The sequence below is a fragment of the Bradyrhizobium sp. CCGUVB14 genome (genome assembly GCF_024199935.1).
Lineage (GTDB): Bacteria > Pseudomonadota > Alphaproteobacteria > Rhizobiales > Xanthobacteraceae > Bradyrhizobium.
Genome location: NZ_JANADS010000001.1, coordinates 8,197,199 through 8,210,944, shown reverse-complemented (window position 1 = coordinate 8,210,944; position 13,746 = coordinate 8,197,199). Strand labels below are relative to the sequence as shown.

The 13,746-nt window shown below is 65.0% G+C and carries 12 protein-coding genes; 7 read left to right on the top strand and 5 right to left on the bottom strand.

The features are described 5' to 3' along the window. Positions 1 to 102 precede the first annotated feature (102 nt). Together pyk and NLM32_RS38410 are read right to left on the bottom strand one after the other, a co-directional pair. Entirely contained in the window at positions 103 to 1,539 is a 1,437-nt protein-coding gene (pyk, locus tag NLM32_RS38415) for a pyruvate kinase (RefSeq protein ID WP_254133872.1), read from the bottom strand. Continuing rightward, a complete protein-coding gene (locus NLM32_RS38410) occupies positions 1,536 to 2,132 on the bottom strand; it encodes a DUF1036 domain-containing protein (RefSeq protein ID WP_254133871.1) in 597 nt (198 codons plus the stop codon). Before NLM32_RS38410 ends, pyk begins: the two co-directional genes overlap by 4 nt. Positions 2,133 to 2,289: 157 nt before the next feature. Between NLM32_RS38410 and NLM32_RS38405 the strand changes: the two genes are divergently transcribed. The 3 genes from NLM32_RS38405 (at position 2,290) to NLM32_RS38395 (ending at position 3,672) form a co-directional block, all read left to right on the top strand. Next, positions 2,290 to 2,595, top strand: a complete 306-nt coding sequence (locus NLM32_RS38405; protein WP_254133870.1) for a DUF1244 domain-containing protein — start codon at positions 2,290 to 2,292, stop codon at positions 2,593 to 2,595. Positions 2,596 to 2,793: 198 nt separating this feature from the next. Beyond that, a complete protein-coding gene (locus tag NLM32_RS38400) occupies positions 2,794 to 3,066 on the top strand; it encodes a DUF2312 domain-containing protein (RefSeq protein WP_008546273.1) in 273 nt (90 codons plus the stop codon). Positions 3,067 to 3,252: 186 nt separating this feature from the next. Continuing rightward, a complete protein-coding gene (locus tag NLM32_RS38395) occupies positions 3,253 to 3,672 on the top strand; it encodes a DUF1801 domain-containing protein (RefSeq protein ID WP_254133869.1) in 420 nt (139 codons plus the stop codon). A 12-nt stretch (positions 3,673 to 3,684) separates the two neighbouring features. On the opposite strand, the gene NLM32_RS38390 is transcribed toward NLM32_RS38395, so the two are convergent. From NLM32_RS38390 to NLM32_RS38380, 3 genes are all read right to left on the bottom strand, one after another. Beyond that, on the bottom strand, positions 3,685 to 5,304 hold the full coding sequence (locus tag NLM32_RS38390) for a DUF882 domain-containing protein (RefSeq protein WP_254133868.1): 1,620 nt from the start codon (positions 5,302 to 5,304) through the stop codon (positions 3,685 to 3,687). 274 nt (positions 5,305 to 5,578) lie between these two features. Further along, positions 5,579 to 7,837 carry a murein L,D-transpeptidase gene (locus tag NLM32_RS38385; RefSeq protein ID WP_254133867.1) on the bottom strand — a complete coding sequence of 753 codons (2,259 nt, stop codon included), beginning with the start codon at positions 7,835 to 7,837 and terminating at the stop codon, positions 5,579 to 5,581. A 348-nt stretch (positions 7,838 to 8,185) separates the two neighbouring features. Further along, positions 8,186 to 9,682 carry a sigma-54 dependent transcriptional regulator gene (locus NLM32_RS38380; protein WP_254133866.1) on the bottom strand — a complete coding sequence of 499 codons (1,497 nt, stop codon included), beginning with the start codon at positions 9,680 to 9,682 and terminating at the stop codon, positions 8,186 to 8,188. 127 nt (positions 9,683 to 9,809) lie between these two features. On the opposite strand from NLM32_RS38380, the gene NLM32_RS38375 reads away from it, so the two are divergent. From NLM32_RS38375 to NLM32_RS38360, 4 genes are all read left to right on the top strand, one after another. Beyond that, positions 9,810 to 11,747 carry a M3 family oligoendopeptidase gene (locus tag NLM32_RS38375; protein WP_254133865.1) on the top strand — a complete coding sequence of 646 codons (1,938 nt, stop codon included), beginning with the start codon at positions 9,810 to 9,812 and terminating at the stop codon, positions 11,745 to 11,747. Positions 11,748 to 11,955: 208 nt separating this feature from the next. After that, a complete protein-coding gene (locus tag NLM32_RS38370) occupies positions 11,956 to 12,108 on the top strand; it encodes an aa3-type cytochrome c oxidase subunit IV (protein WP_008136857.1) in 153 nt (50 codons plus the stop codon). Positions 12,109 to 12,252: 144 nt separating this feature from the next. Then, positions 12,253 to 13,380 (top strand): Re/Si-specific NAD(P)(+) transhydrogenase subunit alpha, encoded by a 1,128-nt coding sequence (locus tag NLM32_RS38365; RefSeq protein ID WP_254133864.1) that lies wholly within the window; start codon positions 12,253 to 12,255, stop codon positions 13,378 to 13,380. An 11-nt stretch (positions 13,381 to 13,391) separates the two neighbouring features. Continuing rightward, positions 13,392 to 13,709, top strand: coding sequence for a proton-translocating transhydrogenase family protein (locus NLM32_RS38360; RefSeq protein ID WP_014492434.1), 318 nt, complete (start codon positions 13,392 to 13,394; stop codon positions 13,707 to 13,709). Positions 13,710 to 13,746 lie beyond the last annotated feature (37 nt).

Genomic DNA, 13,746 nt, shown 5'->3' with positions numbered 1-13,746 from the left:
CTGAGCCCGTCTTTTCGCAAAACCCGCGCAGAGCGGCCGGACCGGCCGGCTACTGTGCATGGGGTTGTTTTCGCGTTTTTTGTTGGCGGCCTGCCTGCCGCCTCACATCTGCGCTTCGCCCTCGGGACCGACCGAGGCGATGCGCACCATGTTGGTGGTGCCGGGAATGCCGAGCGGCACGCCGGCGACGATGATCACGCGCTGGCCGGCGCGGACGAAACCATCGCGGAAGGCGATCTGGCCGGCGCGGCTCACCATATCGTCCTGGTCGCGCGCATCTTCCGCCACCACGCAATGCACGCCCCACACAACGGCGAGCCGGCGTCCGGCCTGGATGTTCGGCGTGATCGCCACGACCGGCGGCTTCGGCCGCTCGCGCGCAACGCGCACGGCGGTCGAGCCCGAGCTGGTCCAGCAGATCAACGCGGGCAGGTCGAGCGTCTCGGCGATCTGCCGCGCGGCGTCGGCAATGGCGTCGCCGGCGGTGGATTCCGGCGCGGGGCGCTGGGCCGTGATCACGGACCGGTAGGTCGGGTCGCGCTCGACCTCCTCGCCGATGCGGTTCATGGTCGAGACCGCTTCGACCGGGAATTTGCCGGCCGCCGATTCCGCCGACAGCATGATGGCGTCGGCACCCTCGTAGACGGCGGTGGCGACGTCGGAGACTTCGGCGCGGGTCGGTACCGGTGACTGGATCATCGATTCCAGCATCTGGGTCGCGATCACCACCGGCTTGCCGGCGCGGCGCGCCATGCGCGTCATCTGCTTCTGCAGGCTCGGCACGCGCTCCAGCGGCAGCTCGACGCCGAGATCGCCGCGCGCCACCATCAGCGCGTCGGAGGCCTCGATGATGTCGGCGAGGCGATCGATCGCCTGCGGCTTCTCGATCTTGGCCATCACCGCGGCGCGGCCGCGGATCATCTTCTTGGCCTCGATCACGTCGTCGGCGCGCTGCACGAAGGAGAGCGCGATCCAGTCGACGCCGGTGACCAGCGCGGCCTCGAGGTCGGCGCGGTCCTTCGGCGTCATCGCCGAGACCGGCAGGTCCGTATCCGGCAGGCTGACGCCCTTGCGGTCGGACATCTTGCCGCCGACCACGACGCGCGTCACCGCGTGCTCCTTCGAGGTTTCCTCCGCGATCAGCCGCACCTTGCCGTCATCGAGCAGCAGGGCATGGCCGGGCCGCAGCGCAGCGAGGATCTCGGGATGCGGAAGATTGACGCGCGTGGCGTCGCCCGGGGTCTTGTCGGAATCGAGCGTGAAGGTCTGGCCGTTCTGGAGCTGGACCGAGCCTTCGGCGAAGGCGCCAAGCCGGAGCTTCGGGCCTTGCAGGTCGACCAGGATGCCGATCGGGCGGCCGTAGCTCGACTCGACATTGCGGATCGTCGCCACCAGCTCCCGCATCTTGTCATGCGGGGTGTGGCTCATGTTGATGCGGAACACGTCGGCGCCGGCCTCGAACAGGCGGCGGATCATCGCGAGATCCGAAGAGGCAGGTCCGAGGGTCGCGAGAATCTTGATACGGCGAAGACGCCTCATGGCTTATTTCCAGACGGTGGCGAGGGGGCTGGCGGAAGGCCAGGCGCGGCGGGGGGCGTACCACCGGGCGGGCTATTGGGCAAACCCGGAACGCCGCCACCGGGGCCAACAGGGCCGGGCATCCCGGGGACGCGTTGCTGGGAAGGCTGCTCGTTGGCGTCGGTGAGCTGGACCGTCCAGGCCCGCTGCTCGCCGGTATCGACCTCGAAATAGCCGGTCCGGTCATAGCCGCGCGCCAGGCAGTCCTCGGTGCCGCGGATGGTGAATTCCTTGTCGCGCGAGCACATGAAGGCCTGCCCCGACCACTCACCGCCGCGGTCATAGTCGATCGCGTAAATGTAATAGTAACGGGCGACCAGCGTGCCCCGCAGCAGCGTCTCGCAGGAGCGGGACGAGATGTTCCACCAGCCCTCGGTGGTCCAGCCGTCGGCATCCTTGTAGCCAAGCGCGATGCCGACCCGGCTCGATGTGTTGTTGCAAAGCCGGAAATCGGCCGCGGCCGGGCTGGCCCAGATGCACAACAGGCCAACCACCAGCACCGGGACCAACCGGGCGAGCAGGCGAAGGGGGGCGGGGAGAGATTCGGCGATCATTGTCGCGGAAGCTATATCAGATCATTGACGATTTGGCGTAGGGGCGGGCGGAACCAGCCTCGGGGGCCGTTTGCGCTGCGATATGGCAAAATCTGTGACAGGACCCTACCTGATCCCGTAAGGGTGACGACATCAGGGCCAGCCAAGGGATCCAGCTATGGCAATCGACGACAAAACCAGAACGGAGCTCGAGGCGGCCGCTTTCCGGCGCCTGGTCGATCATCTGAAGACGCGGACCGACGTCCAGAACATCGACCTGATGAATCTGGCCGGTTTTTGCCGCAACTGCCTGTCCAACTGGCTCAAGGACGCCGCCGACGCGCAAGGCGTGAGCTTGAGCAAGGACGAGAGCCGGGAGGCCGTCTACGGCATGCCCTACGAGACCTGGAAGGCGAAGTACCAGGGCACGGCCAGCCCCGAGCAGCTCGAGGCGATGAAGAAGGTCCATCCCCACAATCACTGAGGCGACTGTCCGGCACGCCGCTTTGAGTCGCACCACACAATAGCTTTCTTCGGTCGCCTGCAGGAAGGTGTGGGCGCGCTGTGGACGAGCGCGATGCTTGCTTGAACGCGGTCGGCGCGAACCCTAAGGGTCTAGCCAGCACGCGCGGTGAGGTTGCCGGCGTCACCTCGTTTTGCCAGTTCCATTGGGAGTACCAAGATGGCCACCTCCGCCGCCGTCCGCGACGACGAGCCCGCGACGAAATTTGCCAAGGACCAGCTCAAATCCATCATCGAGCGCATCGAGCGGCTGGAGGAAGAGAAGAAGGCGATCTCCGACGACATCCGCGATGTCTATGCCGAGAGCAAGGGCAACGGCTACGACGTCAAGGCGCTGCGCACCATCGTGCGCCTGCGCAAGCAGGATCCGAACGAGCGCGCCGAGGCCGAGACGATTCTCGAGACCTACATGCAGGCGCTGGGGATGATCTGAGGCCTCGCTGTCGTCCTGGCGAAAGCCAGGACCCATAACCACAGGCCGTGGTTATTTGCGAAGGCTAGTCGTTGCGTTACCCTCGTGCGGGACTGGCACCGCGCTTTCATCGATGGAATCCGCGGTATGGGTCCTGGCTTTCGCCAGGACGACACCGGTGGCGTAGAAGCATCGAGGGAGATGTCGGTGACTGCACCGCCGCTACCGCGTCACGTGAACCGTGCCTTCGGCGCTCTTCCAGCGCCGATCGGCGAGCGGCTGCTCCAGGTGCGTGACCTCATTTTCGCGACGGCTGCTGCGCATGACAATGTCGGCCGGCTCACCGAAACGCTGAAATGGGGCGAGCCCGCTTACCTGACCGATGAGACCGGCAGCGGCTCGACCATCCGGCTCGGCCGCCTCAAGGATTCCGACCACGCCGCCATTCTGTTCAACTGCAAGACGACGCTGGTCGATACGTTTCGCGAGCGCTTTCCCGATCAGTTCGAGTATCGGCAGACGAGAGCATTGTTGCTGCCGGTGACGGGCAAGCTGCCAAAGCAGGAGCTCACGATCTGCCTGTCGCTGGCGCTGACATATCATCTGGATCGGCGGAAGAAGCGCTGACCGCGCTTGACGTCAGCGCAGCGCGGCGGTGCGCACGACGAACGACGTCGTCTCGAGCTTGGCGGTGGCGCTGCCCGAGAAACTGTCGCAGGACAGACCCTGCATCGGGTCATCGGTGAAGCCCATCGCGATCACAGCCTGAGGCTTGACGAAATAGCCGCGCATCGCCGCCATATCGAGCTCGCCCATCAGCGTGACCGACATCGCGCGGCTGGCGCTCGGCGACAGCATCACGATCTTGAGCCAGATGCTCTCACCCTTGGCGGCGGAGAGACGGGTCGCGGTGGCGATCATGCCGTCGGTGCTCTTGCCGACGACCGTGTTGATCTCGGTGGCCGGCGCGGCGTTGCGGGCCGCGGACACCGGGCGCACACCGCGCGGGATCGGCGCAGAGGCGGCGACGACGTTGGCGCGGTCGACCGGGGAGGCGGCCGGCGCGTAAGCCAGCGCCTGAAGGGTCGCGTTGGAGACGCTCGCGGTCGGCTGCGGGTCGGTCGCGGCGGCGAGTGCCTGGCGCGCCTTCAGGGCTGCGACCTGGGCGGGCGTCGCCTGCTGCGGCGTGGCGGGTGCATCCCAGAAGCCGCGGGCATTGATGATGTCGGCCGGAGTCTCGGGCTTTCCGTCGGCAGATTTGACGGCAGCCGGTTTGTCAGCCACGGGTGCGGGCTTCGGCTTGGGCGGCGCAACGAGCTGCGCGTCAGCCGAAGCGAGCTGGATCGCGGCGGCGACTGACGGCTTGGCGCGGGGCGTCGGGACCGGGTCGGCCGGCTTGGCGGCGGCCGCGACCACGGTCGGTGTCGCCGGCTTCTCGGCTGCGCCCTCGTCGTCCTCGTCGCTGCCGGCGGCCGGCGCCGACTTGCTCTTGAACAGGGCAGCGAAGAAGCCCGGTTTGCTGGCGCCGTCGTCGCCGCTGCCGCGCCGCTCGATGTCGGCCTTGGCGAGCTCGTAACCCTTCAGCGGTGTGCCGTCGGTCGGAACGTGGACCGTGCGGCCATCCGGGAAGACGCGGACGAGCTGGTCATGCGTCATGCGCGGCCAGTGCCGGATGCTGCCGGTGTCGAGATGCACGAAGGGCGAGCCGGAGGTCGGGTAGAAGCCGACGCCGCCGCGCTGCAGGCGCAGGCCGGCGAAGCGGATCTGCTCCAGCGGAACGTTCGGAATGTAGAAGTCCATCGCATGGCCCAGCATGTGCTGGCTGAAGCGCGCCACGCCCGAGGAGCGACGGCGGAGCATGGCGTTGGTGGCGGGGGAGCGATAGGACGAGATGATCTGGATCGGCTGCTTGCCGTCGACGTCGCGATAGACTTCCCAGAGGATATCGAAGAGGTGACGGTCCATGACCGTCTCGTCCTGGGTGCGCCAGTCGCGCAGGAAGTGATTCAGCGTCTTCAGCGCGGCTTCGTCGTAGCGGCCATCGCGCTTGAAGGTGACGGTGAGATCTTCGCCGGAGTGGGTGTGGTGGAAGGAGAGGGTCTTGGTTTCGTTCAGCGCGGCAGCGTTATGAACCGAACCGGCAGCCGCAAGCAGCACCAGCGAGGCGAGGCCGATCCGAGATCCGACCTTCACTCCCGCATGGGACAACGACACCGCAGCAAATTGGCGTGCGAAACCAGCCAGCACGTATGAGCCCACCCAGTCGACGAGCGTTCAAAATGGACTCTCCCGCTAACCCCGTTAGCGCGCGAAAGAGGATGAACGCTTTGTTAAAACGAGAAGGTTAATTCGAGGTTGACCTTCCCGCCCCCAAACCAAGTCAGACTACAATCCTAAACGGTTGACTGTGGCAAAAAAACGCCCGCTGCCGGAACCCGGGTAGCGAATGGTTAACGTCAAACGACCCCGTCCAGAGGGCGGGGTCGCTGATTTTATTGAAGAATTTTCTTGTGCTGGAGCGTCGGACTCGAGCTCAGCGGGTGAACACCCGCTGGGGCTTACGGCCGACCGGGGCCGGCGGCTGGGCAGGGGCACCACCGCCGAACAGCCGCTCGAAGAAGTTCGGGCCGGACGAGCCGAAGCCGCCGCCATTGTTGGCGATCGCCACGCCGGACGGCAACGTCGTCGCCGGGCGCGAATAGCTCGGCTGCGAGTGGGCCACGACGTTCTCGAGATCCTTGCCGCGGCTGTTCTTCAGGATGTTGATCATGGTCGCGTCGCGGCCATAGACGTCCTTGCGGAATTGCAGCTTGCCGCCGTCATCCACGAACGCGGTCTGATAGGTGATATTGACCGGGATCGGGGTCGGGAATTTCAGGTCGATCTCACCCGAGCCGTACATGCTGCGCACGCGCTCCGGGGTGTACTTCTCGCCCGGCATGGCGATGTTGAGCAGCACGGACGCATACTGATCCGGATACTGCACGCGCATGCAGCCATGGCTGAAGGCGCGATCTTCCCTGGCGAACAGGTTCTTGTCCGGGGTGTCGTGCTGATAGACCAGGAACTTGTTCGGGAAGTTGAAGCGGATGCGGCCGAGCGCGTTGGCTTCGCCGGGCGGCTGCGAGATGTGCACCGAGCCGTCGCGGTTCTGCTCGAGCTTCAGGCCCATGCGCTGAAGCACGGTCGGGTCCTGCTGCAGCGCCGGCAGATATTCGCCATAGACGATCGACGGCGGCACGTTCCAGGTCGGATTGACCGTGATGTACTTCATCGTCTCGGTCAGCAGCGGCGTGGCGTGCTGGCCCGGCTTGCCGGTGACGACGCGGGTGGTCCAGACCTGCTGGCCGCGCTGCATCACCTTGAGCGTGTAGTCGGGAATGTTGAGGATGACATAGGCGTCGCCCAGCGAGGGCACGCCGAGGTCGCGCGGCAGCCAGCGCCAGCGCTCCATGTTCACCAGCACGGTGTCGATCTGCTTGTCGCGCTTCGGGCTGTTCAGCGCTTTCACGGTCGCTGCGTCGAGCACGCCGGTCGCCTTGATCTCGGCGCCGTCCTGGAATTTGCGCACGGCTTCGGCGACCGTGGCGTCATAGTGATCGTCGCTGGCGTTTTCGGTGATGCCGAGCTTGGTGCGGAGCTGGGGCACACGCGAATCCTGCACCACGACTTCCGCCTGCTTCTTGCCCTTGGCGGGCGTGTACTTCAGCGTCGGGCCGTCGGTGATCTCGATCACCGGGCCGTCGCCCTGGCCACGCAGCTGCGCCAGCTTCGCCTTCAGCTCCTTGTAGAGCTTCTGCGGCGGGTTGTAGCTGTCGAGGGCGGCGGACGCGTCGGCTGCCGTCGTGACCTTGGTCAGCACGTCGTTCGGATCGGTCGGATGCTCGGGATAGAGGATGTCGGCGCTGACCTGGGACCAGTGCATGCGGCCGCTCTGCGCCTGGCGCGCATAGTCGAACATGCTGGCGGTGAGCTTCAGCTCGGCGTCCGCGAGCGCGTCGGGCGTCGTGGCAGCGGCGAAATCCGGTACCGGATAGTCGGCGGCATTGAGACCGTCGGAGGCCGCATCCTTCAGCCGTGCGATCACGCCCTTGGCCGCGGCCGTCAGGCTGCCGGCCTGCGTCCAGACCGGCGCGAAGTCACGGGCGCCGTAGAATTTCTCGACGGCAGCGCGCTCGTTCTTGCGGTCGAAATGGCGCGAGGTCTTGGCGCCGATGATATCCTTGATCTTGTCGGCGACCGGCTGGTCGGCGGCGGGGACGTTGCTCGCGGCCTTCACGGGCTCGGCGGCCGGGGGCGCTGCCGCCGCCGCGGGTGCAGCGGGGGTGGCCGCCGGTGCTGCCGCGGTATCGGCCTTGGCGGGTTCGGATTTGGCGGGTTCGGTGGTGGCGGGCTCGGTCTTGGTCGTCTCGGTCTTGGCCGTCTCGCTCTTCGGCGCGTCGGCTGCCGGCGTGGTGGCGACGTCGGATGGCTTGGTCTCGACCTTGTCCGGAGCCGGAGCGACTTCGGCCTTCACGGGGTCCTTTGCAGTTTCCTTTGCAGTTTCCTTGGCAGTTTCCTTCGGCGCATCCTGGACGGTGGCGGTGGTGTCGAGCTTGATGTCGGATGCGGTCGGGGGCGGGACGTTTGCGGGCTCGGGGCGCGGGATCGCGGCTTCGATCGCTAGCTCGGCGGCGCTGCTGCGCGCCTGATCCTGCGCCAGCGCCGAGCCGGCCGATACCGTGAGGAAGGTCGCCGCGACCGTCGCCAAAACGCGGTCAAAGCCTGCACGGTGGTTCAAACAGTCACGCATTGTGTCGCACCCCTTGGGTGAACTGTCCCCCGTGGAACAGCTTTCGTTATCGCCTAATTGAGTTTCGGCTAAACCGCGCCGGCCTCTCGAAAGTTGCACGCCTGCACGCAACGATTCATACGCAGACGATATACAGGCCCCGTTTTGGCGGCCAGCGCTACCCGGGACAACTCACGACAAACTGACTTCAAGACAGGCTGTTTTGCAACGGATTGTGCGCTTTCATCGCGCGCTTTTCCCGGTGTCTGTCACTTCCAAGTCACGGTTTGGCTCGCCGCCGAATTTTGCCGTAATTCAACGGGTTGCGGGCGCAAGGCCGAGCCGCGCGAACCTCCGTTCGCATCAGGTTCAGTGCGTCTCCTCGCCGCTTTTCCCGCCATGTCCGGGAACCCCGGCTTCGTCGAGTTTGCGGTAGAGCGTGGACCTGCCGATTTTGAGGCGACGTGCCACCTCGGACATCTGTCCGCGGTAGTGCGAGATCGCGAAGCGGATGATCTCGTTCTCCATGTCTTCCAGAGGACGGACATCGCCGTTGGGTGTCAACATCGAGAGAGACCCTGCCAGCGGCAGCGGCGCGATCGGTATTTCACTACCCGACACGACCGAGGGCGCTGCGATCGGCTCGATCATCAGCGGCGCGGTCGGAATCTCCGTCGCCGACTGCGGAAGCGACGCAAGCAGCGGGAAATCGTCGAGACCGAGCTGATCGCCCTCGCTCATCACCACCGCGCGGTAGACCGCGTTTTCGAGCTGGCGGATGTTACCGGGCCAGTCGAGCTGGGCGAGATGCGCGACGGCCTCGCCGCTCACGCCGGAGATGGGGCGGTTCTCCTCGGCGGCAAAGCGCGCCAGGAAATGTCGCAGGAGATGCGGAATGTCTTCGCGCCGGGCCCTGAGCGAGGGGATCGTCAGCGGCAGCACGTGCAGGCGATAGAACAGATCTTCCCGGAAGTGTCCCTGCTTGACCCGCTCCAGAAGCTTGCGATTGGTCGCGGAGATGATCCGGACGTCGACCTTGACGGGCTTGCGGCCGCCGACGGCCTCGACGGCGCCTTCCTGCAGTGCGCGGAGCAATTTGACCTGCGCAGTCAGCGGCAGCTCGCTGACCTCGTCCAGAAACAACGTGCCGCCATGGGCCTCGATGAACTTGCCGGTATGTCGCTCGGTCGCGCCGGTGAAGGCACCCTTCTCGTGGCCGAACAGGATGGACTCGACGAGGTTGTCGGGGATCGCGCCGCAATTGACGGCGACGAAGGGCTTTGCCTTGCGCTCGCCGCTGCCGTGGATGGCGCGTGCGAACATCTCCTTGCCGACGCCGGACTCGCCTTCGATCAGCACCGGGATCGAGGAGTTCGCCGCCTTCTGCGCCGCGCGCATCACGCCCGTCATCGCTTCGGCACGCGTGATGATGTCGGAGAAGGTCAGACGGCCCTCGCGGCTGTGACGGATGCGCTGCAATTCGCCCTTGAGTGCGGAGGCGTTGAGCGCGTTGCGCAACGAGACCTGGAGCCGCTCGAGGCCGACCGGCTTGACCACGAAATCGGCAGCGCCTGCGCGCATCGCCGAGATCACGTTGTCGATGCCGCCATGCGCAGTCTGCACGATGACGGGGACGCTGAGGCCCGCTTCGCGGATTTTCGCCAGCACGCCCATGCCGTCGAGGCCGGGCATGACGAGGTCGAGGATCACGGCGTCGATCGCCGGCGCATCGGGAGCGGTGAGGGTGGCGATTGCGGCGTCGCCGGACTCCACGACGATCGTCTCATAGCCGCATTTCTGCACCATGTTCTCGATCAGACGGCGGGCTACGGCGTCGTCGTCGGCGATCAAAATACTGGCAGCCATGGTGCTCCCCGCACGCTACTACTATCTGTCTCGAATCGGGTCACTCTGGCCGAAGCCGATTAACGCACTCTTAAACCTTGATGCCCCCGCCCGCCGCAGCGTTTGTTGAACACAGGTTTCCCACACAATGACTTCGCGCTCCAAGACTGCTCTCAGAAAGACTGCCCTCAAAAAGACTGCTCTCAAAAAGACTGCCCTCAAAAAGCCTGCTCTCCGCAAGCCAGCTGCCAAGCAATCCGCCGTCAAGAAATCTGCCGTCAAGGCAAAGCCCTCCAAGCCCGTGAGCAAGACTGGCAAGCTTCCGGAGTGGAACCTCGCCGATCTCTATTCCGGGATCGATGCGCCGGAAGTCGCGCGCGATCTCGAAACGATGGATGCCGATTGCGTCGCGTTCGAGACGGACTACAAGGGCAAGCTCGCAACAGGCACAGCAAACGAAGATGGCGGAAAATGGCTCGCGGAAGCCGTGCGGCGCTATGAGGCGATCGACGATCTCGCTGGCCGTCTCGGCTCATATGCCGGCCTCGTCCACGCCGGCGACAGCGTGGACCCTGCGATTTCAAAGTTTTACGGCGACGTCTCCGAGCGGTTGACGGCGGCGTCGACGCATCTTCTGTTCTTCGCGCTCGAGCTCAATCGCGTCGATGACGATATTTTGAACCGCGCGATGCAAACGGCCGAGCTCGCGCATTATCGTCCGTGGATCGAGGATCTGCGCAAGGAGAAGCCGTATCAGCTCGACGACAAGCTCGAGCAGCTGTTCCTGGAGAAGGCGCAAACCGGCTATTCCGCGTTCAATCGATTGTTCGACCAGACCATCTCGGGCCTCCGCTTCAAGGTCGGCGCCAAAGAGCTTGCGATCGAGCCGACGCTGAATTTCCTGCAGGACCGCGACGGCGCCAAGCGCAAGGCCGCGGCGGAAGCGCTGGCAAAAACCTTCAAGGCCAATGAGCGCACCTTCGCGCTGATCACCAACACGCTCGCCAAGGACAAGGATATCTCGGACCGCTGGCGCGGCTTCAAGGATGTCGCGGACTCCCGCCATTTGAACAATCGCGTCGAGCGCGAGGTGGTGGATGCGCTGGTCGCCTCCGTGCGCGCCGCCTATCCAAAGCTGTCGCATCGCTACTACGCGCTGAAGGCAAAATGGTTCGGCAAGAAGCGGCTGGCTTATTGGGATCGCAACGCGCCGCTGCCGTTCGCCGCGACCGATGTCATCGGCTGGGGCGACGCGCGCAACATGGTGCTGACGGCCTATCGCGGCTTCTCGCCCAAAATGGCCGATATCGCCGAGCGCTTCTTCACCGACCGCTGGATCGATGCGCCGGTGCGTCCGGGCAAGGCGCCGGGTGCCTTCTCGCATCCGACCACGCCGTCGGCGCATCCGTATGTGCTGATGAATTACCAGGGCAAGCCCCGCGACGTGATGACGCTCGCACACGAGCTCGGCCATGGCGTGCACCAGGTGCTCGCTGCGAAGAACGGCGCGCTGATGGCGCCGACGCCGTTGACGCTCGCCGAAACCGCCAGCGTGTTCGGTGAGATGCTGACCTTCCGGCGGCTATTGGCGCAGACCAAGAGTCCCAAGCAGCGTCAGGCGCTGCTCGCCGGCAAGGTCGAGGACATGATCAATACCGTGGTGCGGCAAATCGCGTTCTACTCGTTCGAGCGTGCGGTTCACACCGAGCGCAAGAATGGCGAGCTCACCGCGACGCGGCTCGGCGAGCTCTGGCTGTCGGTGCAGGGCGAGAGCCTTGGACCGGCGATCGAGATCAAGGCGGGCTATGAGAACTACTGGATGTATATCCCGCACTTCATCCACTCGCCGTTCTATGTCTACGCCTATGCCTTCGGCGATTGCCTCGTGAATTCGCTCTATGCCGTCTACGAGAACGCGGCCGAGGGCTTTGCCGAGCGCTATCTCGACATGCTCGCGGCCGGCGGCACCAAGCACTACTCCGAGTTGCTGCGGCCGTTCGGGCTCGACGCCAAGGACCCGAAGTTCTGGGACGGCGGACTCTCGGTCATCGCCGGGATGATCGACGAGCTGGAGGCGATGGGCTGAGGGCCAAGTGCCCGAATTTCGGGCAGGATGGCTGCAGAGCATTCGTTGAACCGGCGTTCAGCGAATGCGGCGTCGCGCGTGGGATCCACGATAATCGGGATTCCAAATGAGCCTATTTGCCGGAAAACCGCGCTTCGGTGCCGTTGCCCTGCCCGAAGGTTTAAGGTATCCCAACCGAAGAATTCGACTTTCGACTGGGGATATCATCATGGCTGACCATAGCGAAGTGGCCTACACCACCGCCGACGGCAACGACTACGTTGCCCACGAGCAGACCTACGAGGGCTTCATCAAGCTCGTGAAGTACGGCACGGCCTCGGTCGCGCTCATCGTCATTTTGATGGCGATCTTCCTCACCTAATTCGTCTTTGGCGGCTGCCTCCATCTTCGGCGGCAGCTGCCCACAAAATTTGCAAACAAGCCGGTTCCAAAGCCGGTAAGCAACGTTGCGGGAGTAACGCTAAGTTTTTGCGCGCGCGCTTTTTCCCGCGTCGCCGGAGGGCCTATGAAGATCGCCGTTGCCAAGGAAATCGATCCGTCGGAGCCGCGTGTTGCCGCTTCGCCCGATACGGTGAAGAAGTTCAAGGCGCTGGGCGCCGAGATCGCCGTCGAGCCGGGCGCCGGCCTCAAATCGGGCCTGCCGGATTCCGAGTTCACCGCCGTGGGCGCGACGGTCAGCGCCGATGCGCTGAAGGACGCCGACATCATCATCAAGGTGAAGCGCCCCGAGGCGTCCGAGCTTTCGCAGTACAAGCGCGGTGCGCTCGTCATCGCCATCATGGACCCCTACGGCAACGAGGCGGCGCTGAAGACGATCGCCGATGCCGGCGTCGCCGCCTTCGCGATGGAATTGATGCCGCGCATCACCCGCGCGCAGGTGATGGACGTGCTGTCGTCGCAGGCCAACCTCGCCGGCTATCGCGCCGTGATCGAGGGCGCCGAGGCCTTCGGCCGCGCCTTCCCGATGATGATGACCGCAGCCGGCACCGTGCCTGCCGCCAAGGTGTTCGTGATGGGCGTCGGCGTCGCCGGCCTGCAGGCGATCGCGACCGCGCGCCGTCTCGGCGCCATCGTCACCGCGACCGACGTGAGGCCCGCGACCAAGGAGCAGGTCGAATCGCTCGGTGCGAAGTTCCTCGCCGTCGAGGACGAGGAATTCAAGAACGCGCAGACCGCCGGCGGCTACGCCAAGGAGATGTCCAAGGAGTACCAGGCCAAGCAGGCCGCGCTCACGGCCGAGCACATCAAGAAGCAGGACATCGTCATCACCACCGCGCTGATCCCGGGCCGGCCCGCGCCGAAGCTCGTTTCCGGCGAGATGGTCAAGTCGATGAAGCCGGGTTCGGTGCTGGTCGATCTCGCCGTCGAGCGCGGCGGCAATGTCGAGGGCGCCAAGCCGGGCGAGGTCGTCGATCTCGATGGCATCAAGATCGTCGGCTACACCAATGTCGCCGGCCGCGTCGCAGCCTCGGCCTCGAGCCTCTACGCACGCAATCTGTTCTCCTTCATCGAGACCATGGTCGACAAGAAAGAGAAGAAGCTCGCCGTCAACTGGGATGACGAGCTCGTCAAGGCCACCGCGCTGACCAAGGACGGCGCCGTGATCCACCCGAACTTCCAGCCGAAGGCGTAAGGAGATCCGTCATGGAGCATGCTGCACAGGTCGTCGATCCCTTCATCTTCCGGCTGTCGATCTTCGTCCTCGCCGTCTTCGTCGGCTATTTCGTGGTGTGGTCGGTGACGCCGGCGCTGCACACGCCGCTGATGAGCGTGACCAATGCGATCTCTTCGGTGATCGTGGTCGGCGCGTTGCTGGCCGGCGGCGTTGCCAACGTATCGAGCGGTTCGGGCTGGGCGCGCGCCTTCGGCTTCGTCGCGCTGATCTTTGCCTGCATCAACATCTTCGGCGGCTTCCTTGTCACCCAGCGCATGCTGGCGATGTACAAGAAGAAGTCGAAGTAAGCGGCCACCTCGGGCTGATGGGATCAATGGGGACCTG